The following is a 21429-nucleotide window of genomic DNA, read 5'->3' as shown; positions in this document are numbered from 1 at the left end:
GCGGCGTGAGCGAGAACTGGCGCAAGGCCGGCTGGGCCGGCGCCGCCATCGGCGTGATGGCGGCCGGAGCGGCCGCCGGTGTCGCCGTGGAACGGATCACCGTCGGGCGCGGCTTGCGCAGGAAGGCGCGGCTGGCCCTCGACGCCACCGGTGACTACGGCTCGCTGCGCGGGACGCCGGGCACCTGCCGGGCCGAGGACGGCACCGAGCTCTACTACGAGGCCGAGGAGCTCCCCGAGCAGAGCAAGCGGCCGCGGTCCCGGCTGCGCCGCAAGCCCGTACCGGCCGCGACCGTGATCTTCTGCCACGGCTACTGCCTCGCCCAGGACGCCTGGCACTTCCAGCGCGCCGGGCTGCGCGGAGTGGTCCGCGCCGTCTACTGGGACCAGCGCAGCCACGGCCGCAGCGGCCGCGGGCTGGCCCAGGCGGACGGCGAGCCGGTCACCATCGAGCAGCTCGGCCGGGACCTGAAGGCCGTCATAGACGCCGCCGCCCCCGAGGGTCCGCTGGTCCTGGTGGGTCACTCGATGGGCGGAATGACCATCATGGCCTTCGCGGAGCAGTTCCCCGAGTTCGCCCGCGACCGCGTGGTCGGCGTCGCTCTGGTCGGCACCTCCAGCGGCCGGCTGGCCGAGGTGACGTACGGGCTGCCGGCCGTCGGGTTGGGCGCGGTCCGCAGGATCCTGCCGGGCGTGCTCAAGGCGCTCGGCTCGCAGGTGGAGCTGGTGGAGCGGGGCCGCAGGGCCACCGCCGACCTGTTCGCCGGCATGATCAAGATGTATTCCTTCGGGTCCGGCGACGTGGACCCGGGCGTCGCGCGCTTCGCGGAGCGGCTCATCGAGGCCACCCCGATCGACGTGGTCGCCGAGTTCTACCCGGCCTTCGCGGCCCACGACAAGACCGCGGCCCTCCAGCGGTTCGCCGGCATCCCCGTCACCGTCGTCGCCGGGGACCGGGACATGATCACCCCGGCCGCGCACAGCGTGGCCGTCAAGGAGGCGCTGCCGGGCGCCGAGCTGGTGGTCCTGGAGTCCACCGGGCACCTGATGATGCTGGAGCGCCCCGAGACGGTGACGCGCCTGCTGACCGAGCTGCTGGCGCGCACCGGGGCGGTGCCCGTCCCCGCAGCGACTAACGTGGGCGGGCATGGAAGAAGTACCGCTGGAAGCACAGCGCAGCCAGGCACCGGCACCTGAGGCCGGCACCGGATCCGAGGCCCGGATCACCGTCGGATCCCCGGACGCGATGCAGGAGTTGGGCCGCAGGCTCGCGAACCTGCTGCGCCCCGGGGACCTCGTCCTGCTGACCGGCGAGCTCGGCGCGGGCAAGACCACGCTGACCCGCGGCCTCGGTGAGGGACTGGGCGTGCGCGGGGCGGTGACCTCACCGACCTTCGTGATCGCCCGCGTGCACCCCTCGCTGAGCGGCGGGCCCGCGCTGGTGCACGTGGACGCCTACCGGCTGGGCGGCGGGCTGGACGAGATGGAGGACCTGGACCTCGACGTCTCGCTGCCCGACTCCGTGGTCGTCGTGGAATGGGGCGACGGCAAGGTGGAGGAGCTCTCCGACGACCGGCTGCACGTGGTCATCGGCCGGGCAGTCGGCCACGAAGAGGTCCTGGACGACGTACGGGAGGTCTCGCTGCGCGGGATCGGCGCGCGCTGGTCCGCCGGGGCGGGACTGGACGCCCTGGCCGGAGCCCTTTCGGAGTAGGACGGCCCGGCCCGGAAGCCCGACCGCATCCCGGTGCGGGGGAGCGTGCCGGGATGCGTACCGACAACTCGTCGGCAAGATATTGCGCCCGCGGTGCCGGGCGTGGTGACATGGTATCGAGAGTTTCTTAGGCATGCCTAAGTTCGGCGTCCCGGGTTCCAGGAGGCAGCCATGTCGGCACCAGCAGGAGCGCACCGCGAGCCGCGGCCGTCCGTCGTGTCCATGGGGGCGCTGCTGGCCGCGGGCGCGGCCGCCAGCGCCGTCTCGACCCCGCCCGTCCTGGTGCGGGTGACGGAGGAGGGGGAACCGCGGGACGCCGTACGCGACAGGGCCGCTCCGGAGTCCGAAGCGGCCTAGGCGTGGTGTCCCGGGACGTTGGTGACACGCGTGCCGGGTTCTTCTGAGCGCTCGGGACGCCCATCGCACGTACGGGTGGTTCGGCGCAGCTTTTCGTCAGGGGACGACGACGACTTTCGAGTTGATCGTCGCGAAGGCCCACATCGCGTCGGCGTCGGCCTTCGCCATGCGGATGCCGCCGGTCTTGCGGTTCGGGTCGGGCTCCGGCGTCGCGCCGTCCACGCGGGCGCTGAAGCCGATCACCACGCCGTCCGTGGTGGCGAACCGTACGACGTGCTCGACCGGCACCCCGTCCGAGCCGGTCACCGTGCTCGAGCGCGAACCCACCAGATAGCTGCCGGGCTTGGGGTGCACGGTGCTCGGCACCACCGGGAACGAGCGGGGCTCCTGACCTGCCTCGCCGACCAGCCACACGCGCTTGCCGCCCACCGAGTACACGACCCGCACCCCGGAGCCCGAACCCTCCGGCACCGGGACCGGCTTCGCCGGGTCCTGCTTCCCGGCGGCCGGGCTGGGCACGGGGGCCGGCTCCTGGGGGCTGGCAGCCTGCGGGGGCCTCGCGGGAGCCGAAGCGGACGCCTGGTAGCCGAGGAACCCGATGGCGGCGAGTGCCGCGGCGGTGAGCCCGGCCACGATTCCCGAGCTGCTGCGTGCCACCTTGCTCCACCTCTCCGCGCTGCCTGATGCCTCGGCCGATGCCTGATCGAAAGGTAGCAGCAGGCCCGCTCGACAACCGGCCGCACAGCCCGGGGCCCGCGGAGTCGTAGGCTGTTCGCGTGCTCCTGCTCGCTGTAGATACCGCCACGCCCGCCGTCACCGTCGCCCTGCACGACGGCGAGTCCGTCCTCGCCGAGTCCAGCCAGGTCGACGCCCGCCGCCACGGGGAGCTGCTGCTGCCCGCCGTGGACGAGGTGCTCGCCGCGGCCAGGCTGAAGCTCGACGCCGTCACCGGCATCGTCGTCGGGGTCGGCCCCGGCCCCTACACCGGCCTGCGCGTCGGCCTGGTCACCGCCTCCACCTTCGCCTCCGTGCTGGGCGTGCCCGTGTACGGCCTGTGCACCCTGGACGGCCTCGCCCACGCCGCGGGGGCGGCCGGGATCGAGGGCCCCTTCGTCGTCGCCACCGACGCGCGGCGCAAGGAGGTCTACTGGGCGCGCTACGAGGACCCCCGCACCCGGGTCGGCGAACCCGCCGTGGACCGGCCGGCCGAGATCGCCGAGCGGGTCGCCGGCCTCCCTGCGGTGGGCCAGGGCGCGCTGCTCTACCCCGAGGTCTTCCCCGACGCCCGCGGCCCCGAGCACCAGTCGGCCGCCGCACTGGTGTCGCTGGCCGCGGAACGCCTGGCGGCGGGCGCGGCCTTCGAGAACGCCGACGGCGTGCCGCCGGCACCGCTCTACCTGCGCCGGCCCGACGCGCAGGTGCCCAAGAACTACAAGGTGGTCACCCCGCAGTGACGGCCGCCCCCGACGTCGTGCTCCGCGAGATGCGCTGGTGGGACATCGAGCCGGTGCTGGAGCTGGAGCACGAGCTGTTCCCCGACGACGCCTGGTCCGCGGCGATGTTCTGGTCCGAACTGGCGCACGCCCGCGGCCCGCGGGCCACCCGCAGGTACGTCGTCGCCGAAGACGGTTCGGGCCGGCTGGTGGGCTACGCCGGGCTGGCCGCCGCCGGCGACCTGGCCGACGTACAGACCATCGCGGCCGCCCGCGACCAGTGGGGGACCGGGCTCGGCGCCCGGCTCCTGACCGATCTGCTGCGCGCCGCCACCGCCTTCGAGTGCGCCGAGGTGCTGCTGGAGGTGCGCGTGGACAACACCCGCGCCCAGAAGCTCTACGAGCGCTTCGGCTTCGAGCCCATCGGCTTCCGGCGCGGCTACTACCAGCCCGGCAACGTCGACGCGCTCGTCATGCGACTGACCGACCCCGCACACGTACGAACTGAGAGCAGTGAGAGCAATGGCTGACGAACCGCTCGTCCTCGGCATCGAGACCTCCTGCGACGAGACCGGCGTCGGCATCGTCCGCGGCACCACCCTGCTGGCCGACGCGATCGCGTCGAGCGTCGACGAGCACGCCCGCTTCGGCGGGGTCGTGCCCGAGGTGGCCTCGCGCGCCCACCTGGAGGCGATGGTCCCCACCATCGAACGCGCCCTGAAGGAGGCCGGGGTCAGCGCCCGCGACCTCGACGGCATCGCGGTGACGGCCGGGCCGGGCCTGGCGGGGGCGCTGCTGGTGGGCACCTCGGCCGCCAAGGCGTACGCCTACGCGCTGGGCAAGCCGCTCTACGGCGTGAACCACCTGGCCTCGCACATCTGCGTGGACCAGCTGGAGCACGGTCCACTGCCGGAGCCGACCATGGCGCTGCTGGTGTCGGGCGGGCACTCCTCGCTGCTGCTGGCCCCCGACATCACCTCCGACGTACGGCCGCTCGGCGCGACCATCGACGACGCGGCCGGCGAGGCCTTCGACAAGATCGCCCGCGTGCTCCAGCTGGGCTTCCCCGGCGGCCCGGTCATCGACCGCCTCGCGCGGGAGGGCGACCCGAAGGCGATCAACTTCCCGCGCGGCCTGACCGGGCCGCGCGACGCCCCGTACGACTTCTCCTTCTCCGGGCTGAAGACGGCCGTCGCCCGCTGGATCGAGGCGAAGCGGCACGCGGGCGAGGAGGTGCCGGTGCGGGACGTCGCGGCGTCCTTCCAGGAGGCCGTGGTCGACGTGCTGACGCGCAAGGCGATCCGGGCGTGCAAGGACGAGGGCGTCGACCACCTGATGATCGGCGGCGGAGTGGCGGCCAACTCGCGGCTGCGCTCGCTGGCGCAGGAGCGCTGCGACGCCGCGGGGATCATCCTGCGGGTGCCGCGGCCCAAGCTGTGCACCGACAACGGCGCGATGGTGGCGGCGCTGGGCGCGGAGATGGTCAAGCGCAACCGGGCCGCCTCGGACTGGGACCTGTCGGCGGACTCCTCGCTGCCGGTGACCGACCCGCACGTACCGGGAACCCAGGGCCACGGCCACTCCCACGGGCACGGCCACGCGCACGACCACGACCACGTGCACGAGCTGAGCAAGGACAACCTCTACTCATGAGCACCGTCGCCCTGATGTGGGAGGCCCGGGCCGCCGACGGCCGGGGCAACGAACTGCTCGAGTGGGCCCGCGCCCAGGTCCTCGCCCGGGACCCGGTGCGCCGCGAGGTGCTGCGGGCCCCGCAGGACCGGGTGCTGGTGATCACCTGGTGGGAGGCGCCCGAGGGGATCGCGGCGGACCTTCCCGAACTGCCGGAGCCCGCGGCCGACCTGATCACGCGTGCGGTGCACCGCTGGCGCTTCGAGTCGGTCGAGGCCGGCTAGGCCCTGTCGCCCGTTCGCCGGGTCGTGGCCGGGCCGGAACCCGCAGCTCCGGCCGCGGGGGTGTCCGTCCCCGCCGGGCAGCGCGCCGGCCCGGGCCCCGCTGTGCGGCGTCACCGCTTCCGGACCGGCGCCCCGATGACCCGGGGTCACCGTTCCCGGGCCGGCGCCCCGATGAGCATGGACGGGGCGCCTGCGACGCGGGTCAGGAAGACGGTCGCCGCGTTCGGGCCCTGCGGTTTCACCTTCCTGCGGAGCTCCTCGGGCTCGATGGCCGAGCCGCGCTTCTTCACGGTCAGCACGCCCACGCCGCGCTCGCGCAGCAGTGCCTTCAGCCGCTTCAGGCCGAACGGCAGCACGTCGGTGATCTCGTACGCCGTCGCGTACGGCGTCTGGCGCAGCTCGTCGGCGGTGATGTAGGCGATGGTCGGGTCGATCAGCCTGCCGTCCAGCTGGGCGGCGACCTCGGCCACGAGGTGCGCGCGGATCACGGCGCCGTCCGGCTCGTAGAGCCAGCGGCCGACGGCCCCCGCCTCCGGGTCCGGCAGCGGATCGGCGGTGTGCAGGCCGCGCGGCCCGGGCAGCAGGGTGGCCCGCACGGTCCCCGGCGAGGTCCCGAACCAGAGCACGGCCTCCTTGACGTCCCCCTGGTCGGAGATCCACTCCGCCTCCGCCTCGGCCGGCACCGCCTCGTGCGGGATCCCGGGGGCGATCTTGATGGCGGCGTACCGCGCGCTCCGGGCCGTCCGTACGGCCCAGGACAGCGGCGGCGAGTACGACTCCGGATCGAAGATCCGGCCGCGCCCCCCGCGCCGGGCCGGGTCGAGGAAGACGGCGTCGTAACCGGCGGTGTCCACCTCCGTCACGTCCGCCTCCCGGACCTCGATCAGGTCCGCCAGCCCCAGCGCCCCGGCGTTGGCCCGGGCGACGGCGACGGTCAGCGGATCGTGGTCGACGGCGAGCACCCGGATGCCCAGCCGCGCCAGGGCGAGGGCGTCCCCGCCGATGCCGCAGCACAGGTCGGCGACGCTGCGCACGCCGAGGGCGGCCAGCCGCTCGGCCCGGTACGAGGCGACGGACGCGCGGGTCGCCATCTCGCCGCCGCCGGGCGTGAAGTACATCCGGAACGCGTCCTGCGGGCCGAACTTCGCCACCGCGCGCTGCCGCAGCCGGGCCTGCCCGAGCGCGGCGGAGACCAGCTGCGCGGGGTGCTCGCGGCGCAGCCGGGTGGCCAGGGCCAACTCCTGGGCCGGGTCGTGGTCGCGGAGCGAGTCGAGGAGGGCGCGCCCCTCGGGCGTGAGGAGGGCGGCGAAGTCTTCGGGGGTCACGGCTCCATTGTCGGCGACGCGCGCGGGCCCGCGGGGGTGTGGGCCAGTCGGTGGAAGGTGGGACTCCGCTCGCGGTGCCTTCCCGGGGGCCCGCGTGTCGGATGCCAGGATGCGCAGCTATGCAGCTAGTCGGACAAACGGAAGATAAGACGCAACAGGGTCACCGGTACGCGGCGGGTCCGCGCGGCCGGTTCGGGGTGGCCGTGGCCGCCCTGCTGGTAGCCGCCCTCGGCACGGCGTGCGGATCCGGGGAGTCCAAGGCGCCGGACAAGGCCGAGAAGGCGAAGGCGGCCAAGGGCGCCGAGGCGGGCGCGGCGGGCGCGCTCAGCGCCGCCGAGAAGGCCAAGGCGGCCCAGCAGGCGCGCATCGCGGCGGCCAAGAGGTGGCGGCTGGCCAAGCTCCCCCTCACCGCCCCGCCGGCGCCGAAGGAGAAGCCCGAGATCACCACGCGCGACGGCTTCGAGGTGGAGGACCAGGAGGAGTACCCGCCGGTCTTCACCACCATCGACACGGAGGACAAGGTCGTCTTCCTGACCGTCGACGACGGCGCCGAGAAGGACCCCGAGTTCCTGAAGATGATGCAGGAGCTGAAGATCCCGTACACGGCCTTCCTCAGCGACTACGTCGTCAAGGACGACTACCCGTACTTCAAGGCGATGCAGGCCGCCGGCGTCACCCTGAACAACCACACGCTCAACCACCGCTACATGCCCGGCCTCTCGTACGAGCAGCAGCGAGAGGAGATCTGCGGCCAGCAGGACACGATCCAGAAGAAGTTCGGCAAGCGGCCCACCCTCTTCCGCCCGCCGTACGGCAACTACAACCAGGACACCCTGCGCGCGGCGAAGTCCTGCGGCATCAAGGCGGTTCCGCTGTGGAACGCGGAGGCCTTCCCGAACCGGATGGAGTACCGCGAGTGGGACCGCGACCTGCACCCCGGTGACATCATCCTGACCCACTTCCGGGGCAAGGAGGACTGGAAGGGCACGATGCCTGACATGATCCGTCATGTCATGAAGACCGTCACGGACAAGGGGTACGCCGTGGCCCGCCTGGAGGACTATCTGTGAAGCGTGCGCGCCGGTTGGTAGCCGGAACGCTGGCGGCCGGCGCGCTGGCGCTGTCCCTGACGGGGTGCGGGGGCGGCAACGCCGCCACGGAGCTGGGGCCCGGGCCGGAGGCGACGCGGGAGGACCCTTCCGCGACGCCGCCCGCCCCGGCCCCCACGCCCGCGGCGGGTGGGGCCTCGGACGAGGCGTACCGCAAGTGGGGACTGAGCGGCCCCCTCCAGTACGCGCCGAAGCCCGCCCGCAAGCCGCAGCTCCCGACGGCGGCCCCGGGCAAGGTCCCGGTGATAGACCGCATACCCCTCGCGGCCGACGACAAGGTCGTCTTCCTGACCTTCGACGACGGCGCGGAGAAGGACCCCGAGTTCCTGAAGATGGCGGCGGACCTGAAGCTGCCGATCAGCATGTTCCTGACGGACAGTGTGGCCGCGTCGGACTACGGCCACTTCGAGCAGCTCCGCGACAACGGCTCGGCCAGCACGATAAACAACCACACCCTGACCCACCCGAACCTGCGCACCCTGCCCTTCGCGGCGCAGAAGCACGAGATATGCGGCCAGCAGGAACGCCTGGAGAAGCGCTTCGGCCAACGCCCGCCGCTCTTCCGCCCGCCCTTCGGCAACTACAACGACGACACCCTCCGGGCCGCCTCGGAGTGCGGGGTCTCGTCCGTGGTGCTGTGGCGGGTGTCGATGCAGATCAACAACTTCCAGTACGCCAAGGGCTCCGCCCTCGAGCCCGGCGACATCATCCTGGCCCACTTCCGCGGCCCCGCCGAACTCAAGGGCGCGACGGAGACCCGGATGACGACCCGCATGCTCCAGCGCATCCAGGAACAGGGCTACCGCATAGGCCGCTTGGAGGACTACCTCTAGGGCGTGTCTTTCGGGGGTTATGCGGGGCCGGTTCGGGCCGCTCCCGCCGCCACCGGAGTGATCGTCGTCTCCACCGGCCCCCGCGCGTCCGCGACGCGTTGGCGTTCCGCGCTGTCGCTGATCCGGAGCAGCAGGGCGATCATGATCCAGTTGGCCAGGAGGGACGAGCCGCCCTTCGCCAGGAACGGCAGGGCCTTGCCGGTCAGCGGGATCAGGCCCGTGACGCCCCCCGCGACCACGAAGACCTGGAGGGCCAGCGCCGAGGCCAGGCCGACCGCCAGGAGCTTGCCGAAGGGGTCGCGGGCGCCGAGCGCCATCCGCAGCCCCCGCTGCACGAGGAGCGCGTACAGCAGGAGCACCGCCATCACCCCGGCCAGCCCCAGCTCCTCACCGACCGTCGTCAGGATGAAGTCGCTGCGCCCCGCGAACTTGATCAGCTCCGGGTGCCCCATGCCCAGGCCCGTCCCCGACACACCGCCGGTGCCGAAGCTGAACAGCGCCTGCGCCGACTGGTCCGAGGTGACCCCGGCCGGCCGGTTCTCGCGGTAGTACGACAAAGGGTCGAGCCATGCGGCCACGCGCGCCTTGACGTGCGGTTCCGTCGAGCCCACCGCGAAGGCGCCCACCGCCGCCATGAACAGGCCGCACACGATCCAGCTGGTCCGCTCGGTGGCCACGTACAGCATCACCACGAAGACGCCGAAGAAGATCAGCGAGGTGCCGAGGTCGCGTTCGAAGACCAGCACCAGCATCGAGACGATCCAGACGGTGATGATCGGCCCCAGCTGCCGCATCGGGGGCAGCCGCACGCCGAGGAACCGCCGCCCCGTCAGGGCGAGCGAGTCCCGGTGGATCACCAGGTACCCGGCGAAGAAGATCGCGATCATGATCTTCACGAACTCGCCCGGCTGCAGCGAGAAGCCGAAGAGGATGATCCACCGCTTGGCACCGTAGGTGTCCGCGCCGAAGAACGCGGGCGCGATCAGCAGCACCAGCGCGACGGCCATCGTGAGGTAGATGAACCGCTGCAGCAGCCGGTGGTCGCGCAGCAGCGCCACCACCAGGAGGCACGCGGCGACGCCGATCACCGTCCACACCAGTTGCCCCGGAGCGTTCGCGTCCGAGCCGTACCGCTCGATGTACCCCTGGTCCAGCCGGTGGATCAGCACCAGCCCCAGCCCGGTCAGCAGCATGGCCAGCGGGAAGACCAGCGGGTCGGCGTAGGCCGCGAACCGTCGGATGCCCAGGTGTCCGACCAGCGACAGCAGCGTCATGCTGACCGTGAACCCCGCGAGGTTGGGCGGCAGCGCGCCGTTCATGGCGAGGCCGGCGTTGGCGTGGCCGAGGACGGCTGTGGCGACGACGAAGACCAGCAGCAGCGCCTCGGTGCGGCGGCGCGAGCCCGCCGGCGTCAGGGGCTTCAGTCCGCGCACGGGATTCCCGGCCCGATCTGCTCGGCGACGAGGCGCTTCATCTTCATGTCTTGTACGACGTGGCTGCCCTGCCCATGGTTCCTTATGGCTGGTTACGGCTGCTTATGGCAGCTTTCGGAACCGTGCGGAGCCGCCGCCCGAGGGCGTCGAACGGCCGCGAGCCGAGGGTTTCGGTGGCTCCGGGGGGCCGCGCCGCGCAACGCCCGAGCATCGGGAATTGGCACTCCGCTTGACCGAGTGCTAATCGCCGGAATAGTGTCGCACCTGGCACTCACCCCGGGTGAGTGCCAACACAGCGACAGGCAGGTCCGGCACCCGCGACGACGGATCGACCTGGTCGCCACCTCAGACAGTTAACCCCGGATCTCCGAAGGGGGAGGTCGGATCGTGACGACCGCCAGCTCCAAGGTTGCCATCAAGCCGCTTGAGGACCGCATTGTGGTCCAGCCGCTCGACGCCGAGCAGACCACGGCCTCCGGCCTGGTCATCCCGGACACCGCGAAGGAGAAGCCCCAGGAGGGCGTCGTCCTCGCGGTGGGCCCGGGTCGCTTCGAGGACGGCCAGCGTCTCCCGCTGGACGTCAGCGTCGGCGACATCGTGCTGTACAGCAAGTACGGCGGCACCGAAGTGAAGTACAGCGGCGAGGAGTACCTCGTCCTCTCGGCCCGCGACGTCCTCGCGATCGTCGAGAAGTAAGCACCACCGGTACTTCACGTTTTGCTTTGAGCTGCGCCCCTGGTCACCCCGCTGATTGCCGGGCGGCGGGGGGCGCAGTTCGTTAAACCCGAGTTTTCGAGAGGGCTGAACCGCTCCCATGGCGAAGATCCTGAAGTTCGACGAGGACGCCCGTCGCGCCCTCGAGCGCGGCGTCAACAAGCTTGCCGACACGGTCAAGGTGACGATCGGCCCCAAGGGCCGCAACGTCGTCATCGACAAGAAGTTCGGCGCCCCCACCATCACCAACGACGGTGTCACCATCGCCCGCGAGGTCGAGCTGGACGACCCGTACGAGAACCTGGGCGCGCAGCTCGTGAAGGAGGTGGCGACCAAGACCAACGACATCGCGGGTGACGGCACCACCACCGCCACCGTGCTGGCCCAGGCGCTGGTCCGCGAGGGCCTGCGCAACGTGGCCGCCGGCGCGTCCCCCGCCGCCCTGAAGAAGGGCATCGACGCCGCGGTCAAGGCCGTCTCCGAGGAGCTCCTGGCGACCGCCCGCCCGATCGAGGACAAGTCCGACATCGCCGCCGTGGCCGCGCTCTCCGCGCAGGACCAGCAGGTCGGCGAGCTCATCGCCGAGGCGATGGACAAGGTCGGCAAGGACGGTGTCATCACCGTCGAGGAGTCCAACGCCTTCGGCCTGGAGCTCGAGTTCACCGAGGGCATGGCCTTCGACAAGGGCTACCTCTCGCCGTACATGGTCTCCGACCAGGAGCGTATGGAGGCCGTCCTCGACGACCCGTACATCCTGATCAACCAGGGCAAGATCTCCTCCATCCAGGACCTCCTGCCGCTGCTCGAGAAGGTCATCCAGGCCGGCGCCTCGAAGCCGCTGCTGATCATCGCCGAAGACGTCGAGGGCGAGGCGCTCTCCACCCTCGTCGTCAACAAGATCCGCGGCACCTTCAACGCGGTGGCCGTCAAGGCCCCCGGCTTCGGTGACCGCCGCAAGGCGATGCTCCAGGACATGGCCACCCTCACCGGTGCCACCGTCATCGCCGAGGAGGTCGGCCTCAAGCTCGACCAGGCCGGTCTGGATGTGCTGGGCACCGCCCGCCGCGTCACGATCTCCAAGGACGACACGACCATCGTCGACGGTGGCGGCAGCCACGAGGAAGTCGTCGGCCGCGTCAACCAGATCAAGGCCGAGATCGAGTCCACCGACTCCGACTGGGACCGCGAGAAGCTGCAGGAGCGCCTGGCGAAGCTCGCCGGCGGCGTCTGCGTCATCAAGGTCGGCGCCGCCACCGAGGTGGAGCTCAAGGAGAAGAAGCACCGCCTCGAGGACGCCATCTCGGCGACCCGCGCCGCGGTCGAGGAGGGCATCGTCTCCGGCGGTGGCTCCGCGCTCGTCCACGCCGTCAAGGTCCTCGAGGGCAACCTCGGCCTGAGCGGCGACGAGGCCACCGGTGTCGCGGTCGTGCGCCGCGCCGCCGTCGAGCCGCTGCGCTGGATCGCCGAGAACGCCGGCCTCGAGGGATACGTCATCACCTCGAAGGTCGCCGAGCTCGACAAGGGCCAGGGCTTCAACGCCGCCACCGGCGAGTACGGCGACCTGGTCAAGGCCGGCGTCATCGACCCGGTGAAGGTCACCCGCTCCGCGCTGGAGAACGCCGCTTCCATCGCCTCGCTGCTGCTCACGACCGAGACCCTGGTCGTCGAGAAGCCGGCCGAGGACGAGGGCGACGCGGGCCACGGCCACGGTCACGGCCACAGCCACTGATCACGCCCCGCATCAACGGGAGGGCCCCGTTCCGCATCTGCGGAACGGGGCCCTCCCGTTTTCTCGGCGCGAGCCGGGTCCGATGCGGGAGCCGGGCCGGACCCGACCGGCTCTACATCGCGCCGAGTTGGCGCATCAGGCCCATGGTGTCCATGTGCCACCAGCCCTCCGCGATCATTCCGTCCTCGCAGCGGAACGTGGTGGTGCCGGTCATCGTGCACTCCCGGCCGGTCGGCGCGATGCCCATGAACTCGCCCTTGTGCGTTCCGGCCCAGCTCCACACGGTCGTGACGTAGTCGCCCTCGGCCAGCTGGGCGTCCGTGGTGAAGCGGTAGTCGAAGGCCGCCCGCCACGCCGTGACGTCGTCGCGCATGACGTCCCGTCCGGTGGCGGCGCCGTCTTTCATCGGGTCGTGGTCGATGTACCCGGGCGCGAACACCTCGTCGACGACGTCGAGGTTCCCGTTCATGATGCACTCGTCGAACATCCGGTTGACCATGTGCTTGTTGAGGTTCTCGTCGCGGACCACGTCGAGGTTCGTGAAGGTCGGCATCCCCTCGCAGAGGGCCATCATCTCCTGGAACATCGTGTCCGTCTCCGGGAGCCGGGAGTTCCTCATGGCCTCTTCGTACGAGGGGAATTCGACCACGTCCATGTAGTGGTGCGCGTCGTCGCGGTCCTGGCCCACGATGCTGTGGGTGACGGTGCGCCTGCCCTGGCTCTGCGAGACGTACCGGTCGAGCAGCTGGTCGAGGTCGTCCTGCCGGCTGGTCTTGTAATCGATGATCTGTACGAATGTCATGGCGTCTCCCGGGCTGGATGGGATACGTCCATTTTAGGTAGATTCCACCCATTCGGCGGGTTTACCGGTAAGTCGCCGGGGTCACTGCGGGCCGTACTTTCGCCCCGTACGGGACGACACGCCGCCCAGCAGCCCGCGCGGCGTCAGCTTCACCAGGCCCATCAGCGCCTTGTACCGGGGGTCGGGGATCGACACCGTCCTGCCCCGGGCCAGGTCCGCCAGGGCCGCGGCCACCAGCTTGTCGGCGTCGAGCCACATCCAGCCGGGGATGTTGTCGGTGCCCATGCCGGCCCGCTCGTGGAACTCCGTGCGGACGAAGCCGGGGCACAGGGCCATCAGCCGTACCCCGGACCCGGCCAGGTCCCGCGCCGCACCCTGGGTGAACTGCACGACCCAGGCCTTGCTCGCCCCGTAGGTGCCGCGCGGTACGAACGCCGCCACCGAGGCCACGTTGATCACGCCGCCCCGGCCGCGTGAGCGCATCGACCCGGTGGCCGCCGAGGTCAGCCGCAGCACGGCCTCGACGTGCACCTTGAGCATGGTCAGCTCGTCGGCCATGGAGACTTCGAGGTAGCGGCCCTTGTTGCCGAACCCGGCGTTGTTGACCAGCAGGTCGACCGGGTGGGTGCGGTCGTCGAGGCGCCGCTCGACCGCCGCGATGCCCTCCTCCGTGGAGAGGTCGGCGGCCAGCACCTCGGCCTCGATGCCGTGCCGGTCGTGCAGTTCGGTCGCCTGCTCGCCGAGCCGCTTGGTGTCGCGCGCCACCAGCACCAGGTTGTGGCCCTGGGCGGCGAGCCGCCGGGCGAAGGCGGCGCCGATGCCCGCCGTGGATCCCGTAATCAACGCAATCGTCATAGGCGCAACCTAGCCGCCCCGGCTGACGGTGTTACCCCGCCCCGTCCCCCGCCCCGTTCCCGGCCCCGTACTTCGCCAGGTACTCCCGCACCTGCTCGTGGGCCTCCGGCTCCATCGCGGCCCCCGCCGCCAGGGTGCGCGGCAGCAGGGCGCGCTCGGTGGTGAACGCGCGGAACCACAGCTGCACCGTGACGTCGTGGTCCGGGCGGTGGATGATCTCGATGCTGTCGCCCGGTGAGACCGACCCCTCCCGGATCACCCGCAAGTACGCGCCCGGCCGGGCCGCGCGGGTGAACCGCTTGACCCAGGCGCTCTCCCCGAGGGCCCCCTGGAAGGTCCGGCACGGGATGCGGGCCGAGGCGACTTCGAGGACCAGGTCCGCGCCGACCCGCCACCGGTCGCCCAGGCGCGCGGTGTTCAGGTCGACGCCGGAGGTCGTGAAGTTCTCGCCGAACCGCCCCGCGGGCAGCTCGCGGCCGAGCTCCGCCTCCCACCGGTCCAGGTCCTCGCGCGCGTACGCGTAGACCGCCTGGTGGTCGCCGCCGTGGAAGCGGCGGTCGCAGACGGCGTCGCCCTCCAGCCCGCTGCCGCGGCCGGTGGCCTTGGGGCCGGGGGCGGCCACGCGGACCGGCCCGGGCACCGGGCGCTTCCCGTGGCCGGTCAGTCCGCTGTCCGCGTCGGTGTAGTCCACGGCCGTGGCGCGGCCGAGGTTGACGGATATCAGATGCATGGGGGCCATGGAGGCAACGTAACCGAGGGGCCCTCAAAGCGGCGAGGGAATATGCCCGTCACGGTCAAAGTGGGCCTTATGCTCGAGTGGTGATCGAGGCACGTCATCTCCGGGTCCTGCGCGCCGTCGCCGGGACCGGGTCCTTCTCCGCCGCCGCCCGCGAGCTCGGCTGCACCCAACCGGCCGTATCCCAGCAGATGAAGGCGCTGGAGCAGTCGGCCGGCACTCCGCTGCTCATCCGCACCGGCCGCGAGATGCGCCTGACCCAGGCCGGTGAGGCCCTGGTGCGGCACGCCGCGGGGATCCTGGCCGGGCTGACCGCCGCCGAGGAGGAGGTCGCGGCCATCGCCGGGCTGCGCGCGGGCCGGGTCCGGCTGGTGTCCTTCCCCAGCGGCAGCTCCACCCTGGTGCCGACCGCGCTCGCCGCGATGCGCGCGGCCCATCCCGGCACCCGGATCTCCCTGGTGGAGGCGGAGCCGCCGCGCTCGGTGGAGATGCTCCGCGAGGGGGACTGCGACCTGGCGCTGGCCTTCCGCTACGGCGGGGCGGCCGGTTCCGCGGCGGAGTGGGAGGACCTGGTGGTGCGCCCGCTGCTGACCGACCGGCTCATCGGGCTGGTCCCCGAGGGCCACCGGCTGGCCGGGGCGGAACGCGTGGGCATGGCGGAACTGGCCGACGAGCCGTGGATCGCGGGCTGTCCGCGCTGCCGCCGCCATCTGGTGGAGGTGTGCGAGGACGCGGGCTTCACCCCCCGGATCGACTTCGCGACCGACGACTACCCGGCGGTCGTCGGACTGGTCGGGGCGGGGCTCGGCGTCGCGGTGCTGCCGGAGCTCGCGGTGGAATCCGTACGGGCCAAGGGCGTCAGCGCCGTCCGGGTGGAGCCGGCCGTGGAGCGGGAGGTCGTGGCGCTGACCCTGCCGGACCTCGCCCGGGTGCCGGCCGTGGCCGCGACCCTGGCCGAGCTGGAGCGGGCCGCCGCGCGCTGACCGTACGTCCGTGGAGGTGCGTACGGCCGAACGCGTGAAGTGGTGCCCCGGATCACGACACGCCCGGGGCCGCGGCAGGACCGAAGAATCCGCACGGATGTGCAGAAACGTTCCTTCGGTCGGGTGTTCCAGAGCTCCGATTCAGTGGGGCGGGGTCGGTCCGATCGCGCTGGAGGCGGGAATCAGGCGGTGGCGCGCGCGGCCCATCAGCTCCTCCCGCTCGTCCTCCGTGAGCCCTCCCCACACTCCGTAGGGCTCGCGGACGGCGAGCGCGTGCGCGGCACATTCCGCGCGGACCGGGCATCGCATGCAGACCTCTTTAGCCGAGGCCTCGCGCGCGCTCCTGGCCGCGCCCCGCTCGCCTTCCGGGTGGAAGAAGAGGGAGCTGTCGACCCCGCGGCAGGCAGCGAGCAGCTGCCAGTCCCAGAGGTCGGCGTTCGGTCCGGGGAGGCGGGAGAAATCTGCCATGGGTAGTCCTCTTGGTGCCGGTACTGAGGCGGATACGGTCCATGTCTCCAAAGGTCTCCACACCTACTGTCGGAGTAGATGTAAATATGACTCATTGGGAATCTAGCCTCAGACACACGCCAAACGGAAGGAAAGCCGCCAAATAGGGCATAGCTCCAGATGGAGGACAGTTGGCTTGTGGCGGCCGTGTCGTGTTCGCTTCCTCACGTAGAGTGCCGAAGGTGTCCGTCCGACCCGTAACTCTTTCGAGTGACCATCGTTGAGAGTGCGAAGGCGGTTGAACCAACAAGTTCTCGGACAGGTGTCCGGGGGCATCGACCGCACAGGTGACGATACGTACCAGCCTGGAGGCTCAAGGTGACGCGCATCAGCAGCTGCGGAGGGCGGTCATGACTTCCGTCCTCGTCTGCGACGACTCCCCGCTTGCCCGAGAGGCGCTCCGTCGCGCGGTTGCCACCGTGCCCGGCGTCGAGCGTGTGACGACGGCGGCCAACGGCGAGGAAGTCCTCCGCCGCTGGGGTGCCGACCGCTCCGACCTGATTCTGATGGATGTACGGATGCCCGGGCTGGGCGGTGTCGAGACGGTCCGCCGGCTGCTCTCGGCCGACCCCGGCGCCCGCATCATCATGCTGACGGTCGCCGAGGACCTGGACGGCGTGGCCCTCGCGGTCGCCGCCGGTGCCCGGGGCTACCTGCACAAGGACGCCTCGCGCGCCGAACTGCGGGCCACGGTGACCCAGGCCCTGGCCGACCCGACCTGGCGGCTGGCCCCGCGCCGGCTCCGCTCGGCCGAGATGGGCGCGGCGCCCACGCTCACCGCGCGCGAGATCCAGGTGCTGGAGGGCATGAGCCACGGCCGGTCCAACGCGGAGATCGGGCGCGAGCTCTTCCTCTCCGAGGACACGGTCAAGACGCACGCCCGCCGGCTGTTCAAGAAGCTCGGCGCCTCGGACCGGGCGCACGCCGTCGCGCTGGGCTTCCGCTGGGGCCTGGTCCGCTGACCCACGGGTCACGCCCGGTCCCGCGACCGTGAGCCCCGTCGTACCCGGTGCGCACCCGGGGATTGGCGGGGCACAATCCGGGGGACGTGTCGCTTCGTGCGCGATGCCGCATCCTTGAGGGTGTGCCGCATTCTTGGAAATGTGGGGTCCCCGGCCTGGGGATCATTCGGCGAGCGGGAGGGGAGGGTGCAGACCATGAGTTCCGGCGCACCCGCTCATAACGCTTCGATGCACGAAACCGGCCGTGGTGCCGCGGAACCTCCGGCACCAGGGCACCATGGATTGATGCGCGACGACGAGGCCCTGGGGTCACCCGCGGCCACAGGCCCGACCGGCGCCGCCAAAGGCGGCAGTGCCGGGGCCGTCAGCGCGCTCGTACGGCGGGCGGTGGAAGGCGACGAGCAGGCCACGCACGACCTGCTCGCCTTCGTGCACCCGCTCGCGATCCGCTACTGCCGCACCCGGCTCTCGCGGCTCCCGGGCGATGCCCGCCACTTCGTCGAGGATCTGGCGCAGGAGGTCTGCGTCGCCGTCCTGATGGCCCTGCCGCGCTACCGGGACACCGGGCGCCCCTTCGAGGCCTTCGTCTTCGCCATCGCCGCGCACAAGGTCGCCGACCTGCAGCGGGCCGCCATGCGGCACCCGGGCAGCACGGCCGTCCCGTCCGACGAGATGCCGGAGCGCCCCGACGACTCGCTCGGCCCGGAAGAGCGGGCCCTGCTCAGCAGCGACGCCGCCTGGGCGAAGAAGCTCCTCGCGAACCTGCCGGAGAACCAGCGCGAACTCCTCGTCCTGCGGGTGGCCGTCGGCCTGACCGCCGAGGAGACCGGGCAGATGCTCGGGATGTCGCCCGGAGCGGTGCGGGTGGCTCAGCACCGCGCCCTCAGCCGGCTGCGCGCGCTCGCCGAACAGTAGACACCCCCAGAGCGCTTCGTCGTAGGAAGCCACGAAACTTTCGATCGGCCTGGCTCGTGGAATGAGACGCTTCGGGATCCCGTTAGCATGGACATCCGCGCTGAGCAAGACCATTTGGGAAGGTGTCATGACGACCGACGGAGTGCCCGACAAATTCGCCACGCTCGGACTGACCTACGACGACGTGCTGCTGCTGCCGGGCGCGTCGGACATGGCCCCGGACGAGATCGACACCTCCTCCCTCATCTCGCGCAACGTCCGGGTCAACGTTCCGCTGCTGTCCGCCGCCATGGACAAGGTCACCGAGGCGCGCATGGCCATCGCGATGGCCCGCCAGGGCGGCGTGGGCGTCCTGCACCGCAACCTCTCCATCGCCGACCAGGCCAACCAGGTCGATCTGGTCAAGCGCTCCGAGTCCGGCATGGTCACCGACCCGATCACCGTCCACCCGGACGCGACGCTGCGCGAGGCCGACGAGCTGTGCGCGAAGTTCCGCATCTCCGGCGTCCCGGTCACCGACACGGCGGGCAAGCTGCTCGGCATCGTCACCAACCGCGACATGGCCTTCGAGTCGGACCGCAGCCGCCAGGTGCGCGAGGTCATGACGCCGATGCCGCTGGTCACCGGCAAGGTCGGCATCTCCGGTGTCGACGCCATGGAGCTGCTGCGCCGCCACAAGATCGAGAAGCTTCCGCTGGTCGACGACGCGGGCATCCTCAAGGGCCTCATCACGGTCAAGGACTTCGTCAAGGCCGAGAAGTACCCGCACGCCGCCAAGGACAAGGACGGCCGGCTGCTGGTCGGCGCGGCCGTCGGCGTCGCCGGTGACGCCTACGACCGCGCCCAGGCGCTGATCGAGGCGGGCGCCGACTTCATCGTCGTCGACACCGCCCACGGCCACTCCCGCCTGGTCGGCGACATGGTCGCCAAGATCAAGTCGAACTCCGCCGTCGACGTCATCGGCGGCAACGTCGCCACCCGCGACGGCGCCCAGGCGCTGATCGACGCGGGCTGCGACGGCATCAAGGTCGGCGTCGGCCCCGGCTCGATCTGCACCACCCGCGTCGTCGCCGGCATCGGCGTCCCGCAGGTCACCGCGATCTACGAGGCCGCCCTCGCGGCCAAAGCCGCGGGCGTCCCGGTCATCGGCGACGGCGGCCTGCAGTACTCCGGCGACATCGCCAAGGCCCTGGTCGCGGGCGCCGACACGGTGATGCTCGGCTCGCTGCTCGCGGGCTGCGAGGAGTCCCCCGGCGAGCTGCTCTTCATCAACGGCAAGCAGTTCAAGTCCTACCGCGGCATGGGTTCGCTCGGCGCGATGCAGTCCCGCGGCGACCAGCGCTCCTTCTCCAAGGACCGCTACTTCCAGGAGGGCGTGGGCGGTGACGACAAGCTCATCCCCGAGGGCATCGAGGGCCAGGTGCCCTACCGCGGCCCGCTCTCCGCGGTCGTGCACCAGCTCGTCGGCGGCCTGCGCCAGTCGATGTTCTACGTCGGCGGCCGGACGGTTCCCGAGCTGCAGGACCGGGGCCGCTTCGTGCGGATCACCTCGGCGGGCCTCAAGGAGAGCCACCCGCACGACATCCAGATGACGGTCGAAGCGCCGAACTACTCCCGCAAGGGCTGACGGTGTGAGGTCGGGGGGCGGGTCCACCAGGGCCCGCCCCCCGCGCCGTGCGGGCGCGGGCGTCCGTACAGCGGTCACCGGAACGCGGGCCCCCGGCCTTCGGGGATACTGGACGGGCAGACCCAGAGGAAAGGCCACCACACGTGACTGAGATCGAGATCGGGCGCGGCAAGCGCGGCCGCAGGGCGTACGCGTTCGACGACATCGCCATCGTCCCGAGCCGGCGGACCCGGGACCCGAAGGAGGTCTCGATCGCCTGGCAGATCGACGCGTACCGCTTCGAGCTCCCCTTCCTGGCCGCCCCCATGGACTCGGTCGTCTCCCCGCAGACCGCGATCCGCATCGGCGAGCTCGGCGGCCTCGGCGTGCTGAACCTCGAAGGTCTGTGGACCCGCTACGAGGACCCGCAGCCGCTGCTCGACGAGATCGCCGAGCTGGACGAGCAGGCCGCGACCCGCCGCCTCCAGGAGATCTACTCCGCCCCGATCCAGGCGGACCTGATCCGCCGGCGCATCAAGGAGGTGCGCGACTCGGGCGTCGTGACCGCCGCCGCGCTGTCCCCGCAGCGCACCGCCGAGTTCTCCAAGGCCGTCGTGGACGCGGGCGTGGACATCTTCGTGATCCGCGGCACCACCGTCTCCGCGGAGCACGTCTCGGGCGCCGCCGAGCCGCTGAACCTCAAGCAGTTCATCTACGAGCTCGACGTACCGGTGATCGTGGGCGGCTGCGCCACCTACACCGCCGCCCTGCACCTGATGCGCACCGGCGCCGCGGGCGTGCTGGTCGGCTTCGGCGGCGGCGCCGCGCACACCACCCGCAACGTGCTCGGCATCCAGGTCCCGATGGCGACCGCCGTCGCGGACGTGGCCGCGGCCCGCCGCGACTACATGGACGAGTCCGGCGGCCGCTACGTGCACGTCATCGCCGACGGCGGTGTGGGCTGGTCGGGCGACATCCCGAAGGCCGTCGCCTGCGGCGCCGACGCGGTGATGATCGGCTCCCCGCTGGCCCGTGCGACCGACGCGCCGGGCCGGGGCAACCACTGGGGCATGGAGGCGGTCCACGAGGACGTGCCGCGCGGCAAGAAGGTCGACCTGGGCACGGTCGGCACCACCGAGGAGATCCTCACCGGCCCGTCGCACACCCCGGACGGCTCGATGAACATCTTCGGCGCGCTGCGCCGTTCGATGGCCACCACCGGCTACAGCGAGCTCAAGGAGTTCCAGCGGGTCGAGGTCACGGTCGCCGACGCGCAGCACAGCCGCTGACGCCGCCGCCCACCACGCCGGAGGGGGGGGGGGGCGAGGGGGGGGGGGGGGGGGGTGGGGGGGGGGGGGGGGGGGGGGGGGGGGGGGGGTTGGGGGGGGGGGGGGGGGTGGGGGGGGGGGGGGGTGGGGGGGGTGGGGGGGGGGGGGGGGGGGGGGGGGTGGGGGAGGGGGTGGGACTCCTCGATGCGGGCGATGCGTCGGAGGACCGTACG

General features: G+C 71.8%; 23 protein-coding genes. 16 read left to right on the top strand and 7 right to left on the bottom strand.

The window, feature by feature from the left end:
• Window positions 1-56 precede the first annotated feature (56 nt).
• The 3 genes from AC07FY_RS12855 to AC07FY_RS12845 all read left to right on the top strand — a co-directional run bounded on the left by AC07FY_RS12855 (window position 57) and on the right by AC07FY_RS12845 (window position 2070).
• Window positions 57-1196, top strand: a complete 1140-nt coding sequence (locus AC07FY_RS12855) for an alpha/beta fold hydrolase (protein ID WP_479005457.1) — start codon at window positions 57-59, stop codon at window positions 1194-1196.
• Window positions 1147-1713, top strand: coding sequence for a tRNA (adenosine(37)-N6)-threonylcarbamoyltransferase complex ATPase subunit type 1 TsaE (gene tsaE / locus AC07FY_RS12850; protein ID WP_479004632.1), 567 nt, complete (start codon window positions 1147-1149; stop codon window positions 1711-1713). The genes AC07FY_RS12855 and tsaE overlap by 50 nt, the downstream gene beginning before the upstream one ends.
• 171 nt (window positions 1714-1884) lie before the next feature.
• Entirely contained in the window at window positions 1885-2070 is a 186-nt protein-coding gene (locus tag AC07FY_RS12845) for a hypothetical protein (protein ID WP_479004629.1), read from the top strand.
• 96 nt (window positions 2071-2166) lie between these two features.
• On the opposite strand, the gene AC07FY_RS12840 is transcribed toward AC07FY_RS12845, so the two are convergent.
• Complete coding sequence (locus AC07FY_RS12840) at window positions 2167-2727, bottom strand: hypothetical protein (protein ID WP_479004626.1); 561 nt, start codon at window positions 2725-2727, stop codon at window positions 2167-2169.
• A gap of 119 nt (window positions 2728-2846) precedes the next feature.
• Between AC07FY_RS12840 and tsaB the strand changes: the two genes are divergently transcribed.
• From tsaB to AC07FY_RS12820, 4 genes are read left to right on the top strand one after another with little or no spacing between them, the layout of a single operon-like run.
• Complete coding sequence (gene tsaB, locus AC07FY_RS12835) at window positions 2847-3524, top strand: tRNA (adenosine(37)-N6)-threonylcarbamoyltransferase complex dimerization subunit type 1 TsaB (protein ID WP_479004623.1); 678 nt, start codon at window positions 2847-2849, stop codon at window positions 3522-3524.
• Between the two features lie 29 nt (window positions 3525-3553).
• Window positions 3554-4033 (top strand): ribosomal protein S18-alanine N-acetyltransferase, encoded by a 480-nt coding sequence (gene rimI / locus AC07FY_RS12830; protein WP_479005454.1) that lies wholly within the window; start codon window positions 3554-3556, stop codon window positions 4031-4033.
• Entirely contained in the window at window positions 4026-5156 is a 1131-nt protein-coding gene (gene tsaD / locus AC07FY_RS12825; RefSeq protein WP_479004620.1) for a tRNA (adenosine(37)-N6)-threonylcarbamoyltransferase complex transferase subunit TsaD, read from the top strand. Before rimI ends, tsaD begins: the two co-directional genes overlap by 8 nt.
• A complete protein-coding gene (locus AC07FY_RS12820) occupies window positions 5153-5419 on the top strand; it encodes a hypothetical protein (RefSeq protein WP_479004618.1) in 267 nt (88 codons plus the stop codon). The genes tsaD and AC07FY_RS12820 overlap by 4 nt, the downstream gene beginning before the upstream one ends.
• A gap of 146 nt (window positions 5420-5565) precedes the next feature.
• Here the strand turns inward: AC07FY_RS12820 and AC07FY_RS12815 are convergent, their stop codons facing one another.
• Window positions 5566-6744, bottom strand: a complete 1179-nt coding sequence (locus AC07FY_RS12815) for a THUMP-like domain-containing protein (RefSeq protein ID WP_479004615.1) — start codon at window positions 6742-6744, stop codon at window positions 5566-5568.
• Between the two features lie 197 nt (window positions 6745-6941).
• Here AC07FY_RS12815 and AC07FY_RS12810 point away from each other — a divergent pair, with 197 nt between their 5' ends.
• Together AC07FY_RS12810 and AC07FY_RS12805 are read left to right on the top strand one after the other, a co-directional pair.
• A complete protein-coding gene (locus AC07FY_RS12810) occupies window positions 6942-7814 on the top strand; it encodes a polysaccharide deacetylase family protein (RefSeq protein ID WP_479005452.1) in 873 nt (290 codons plus the stop codon).
• Window positions 7811-8686 carry a polysaccharide deacetylase family protein gene (locus tag AC07FY_RS12805; RefSeq protein ID WP_479004612.1) on the top strand — a complete coding sequence of 292 codons (876 nt, stop codon included), beginning with the start codon at window positions 7811-7813 and terminating at the stop codon, window positions 8684-8686. The genes AC07FY_RS12810 and AC07FY_RS12805 overlap by 4 nt, the downstream gene beginning before the upstream one ends.
• 17 nt (window positions 8687-8703) lie before the next feature.
• Here AC07FY_RS12805 and AC07FY_RS12800 read toward each other — a convergent pair whose 3' ends face one another.
• Entirely contained in the window at window positions 8704-10119 is a 1416-nt protein-coding gene (locus AC07FY_RS12800) for an FtsW/RodA/SpoVE family cell cycle protein (RefSeq protein WP_479004609.1), read from the bottom strand.
• A gap of 387 nt (window positions 10120-10506) precedes the next feature.
• Between AC07FY_RS12800 and groES the strand changes: the two genes are divergently transcribed.
• Both groES and groL read left to right on the top strand, forming a co-directional pair.
• Window positions 10507-10815 (top strand): co-chaperone GroES, encoded by a 309-nt coding sequence (gene groES / locus AC07FY_RS12795; protein WP_030230757.1) that lies wholly within the window; start codon window positions 10507-10509, stop codon window positions 10813-10815.
• A gap of 118 nt (window positions 10816-10933) precedes the next feature.
• Window positions 10934-12562, top strand: coding sequence for a chaperonin GroEL (gene groL, locus AC07FY_RS12790; RefSeq protein ID WP_479004606.1), 1629 nt, complete (start codon window positions 10934-10936; stop codon window positions 12560-12562).
• Window positions 12563-12674: 112 nt separating this feature from the next.
• On the opposite strand, the gene AC07FY_RS12785 is transcribed toward groL, so the two are convergent.
• The 3 genes from AC07FY_RS12785 to AC07FY_RS12775 form a co-directional block, all read right to left on the bottom strand.
• A complete protein-coding gene (locus tag AC07FY_RS12785; protein ID WP_479004603.1) occupies window positions 12675-13364 on the bottom strand; it encodes an ester cyclase in 690 nt (229 codons plus the stop codon).
• 81 nt (window positions 13365-13445) lie between these two features.
• Window positions 13446-14219 carry an SDR family NAD(P)-dependent oxidoreductase gene (locus AC07FY_RS12780; RefSeq protein ID WP_479004600.1) on the bottom strand — a complete coding sequence of 258 codons (774 nt, stop codon included), beginning with the start codon at window positions 14217-14219 and terminating at the stop codon, window positions 13446-13448.
• 31 nt (window positions 14220-14250) lie between these two features.
• Complete coding sequence (locus tag AC07FY_RS12775) at window positions 14251-14949, bottom strand: MOSC domain-containing protein (RefSeq protein ID WP_479005449.1); 699 nt, start codon at window positions 14947-14949, stop codon at window positions 14251-14253.
• Window positions 14950-15038: 89 nt separating this feature from the next.
• Between AC07FY_RS12775 and AC07FY_RS12770 the strand changes: the two genes are divergently transcribed.
• Entirely contained in the window at window positions 15039-15938 is a 900-nt protein-coding gene (locus tag AC07FY_RS12770) for a LysR family transcriptional regulator (RefSeq protein ID WP_479004598.1), read from the top strand.
• A gap of 141 nt (window positions 15939-16079) precedes the next feature.
• Here the strand turns inward: AC07FY_RS12770 and AC07FY_RS12765 are convergent, their stop codons facing one another.
• Window positions 16080-16406: a WhiB family transcriptional regulator gene (locus tag AC07FY_RS12765; RefSeq protein ID WP_383989146.1), complete on the bottom strand. Its 327-nt coding sequence runs from the start codon at window positions 16404-16406 to the stop codon at window positions 16080-16082.
• 389 nt (window positions 16407-16795) lie between these two features.
• Between AC07FY_RS12765 and AC07FY_RS12760 the strand changes: the two genes are divergently transcribed.
• From AC07FY_RS12760 to AC07FY_RS12745, 4 genes are all read left to right on the top strand, one after another.
• Window positions 16796-17407 carry a response regulator transcription factor gene (locus tag AC07FY_RS12760; RefSeq protein WP_003948568.1) on the top strand — a complete coding sequence of 204 codons (612 nt, stop codon included), beginning with the start codon at window positions 16796-16798 and terminating at the stop codon, window positions 17405-17407.
• A 285-nt stretch (window positions 17408-17692) separates the two neighbouring features.
• Window positions 17693-18322: a sigma-70 family RNA polymerase sigma factor gene (locus AC07FY_RS12755; RefSeq protein ID WP_266574431.1), complete on the top strand. Its 630-nt coding sequence runs from the start codon at window positions 17693-17695 to the stop codon at window positions 18320-18322.
• A 127-nt stretch (window positions 18323-18449) separates the two neighbouring features.
• A complete protein-coding gene (guaB, locus tag AC07FY_RS12750; RefSeq protein ID WP_479004594.1) occupies window positions 18450-19949 on the top strand; it encodes an IMP dehydrogenase in 1500 nt (499 codons plus the stop codon).
• A 143-nt stretch (window positions 19950-20092) separates the two neighbouring features.
• Window positions 20093-21217 carry a GuaB3 family IMP dehydrogenase-related protein gene (locus tag AC07FY_RS12745; protein WP_479004591.1) on the top strand — a complete coding sequence of 375 codons (1125 nt, stop codon included), beginning with the start codon at window positions 20093-20095 and terminating at the stop codon, window positions 21215-21217.
• The last annotated feature ends 212 nt before the right edge of the window (window positions 21218-21429 follow it).

The sequence above is a fragment of the Streptomyces sp. NPDC045967 genome, assembly GCF_056430495.1.
This window is presented reverse-complemented; position numbering and strand designations above follow the sequence as displayed.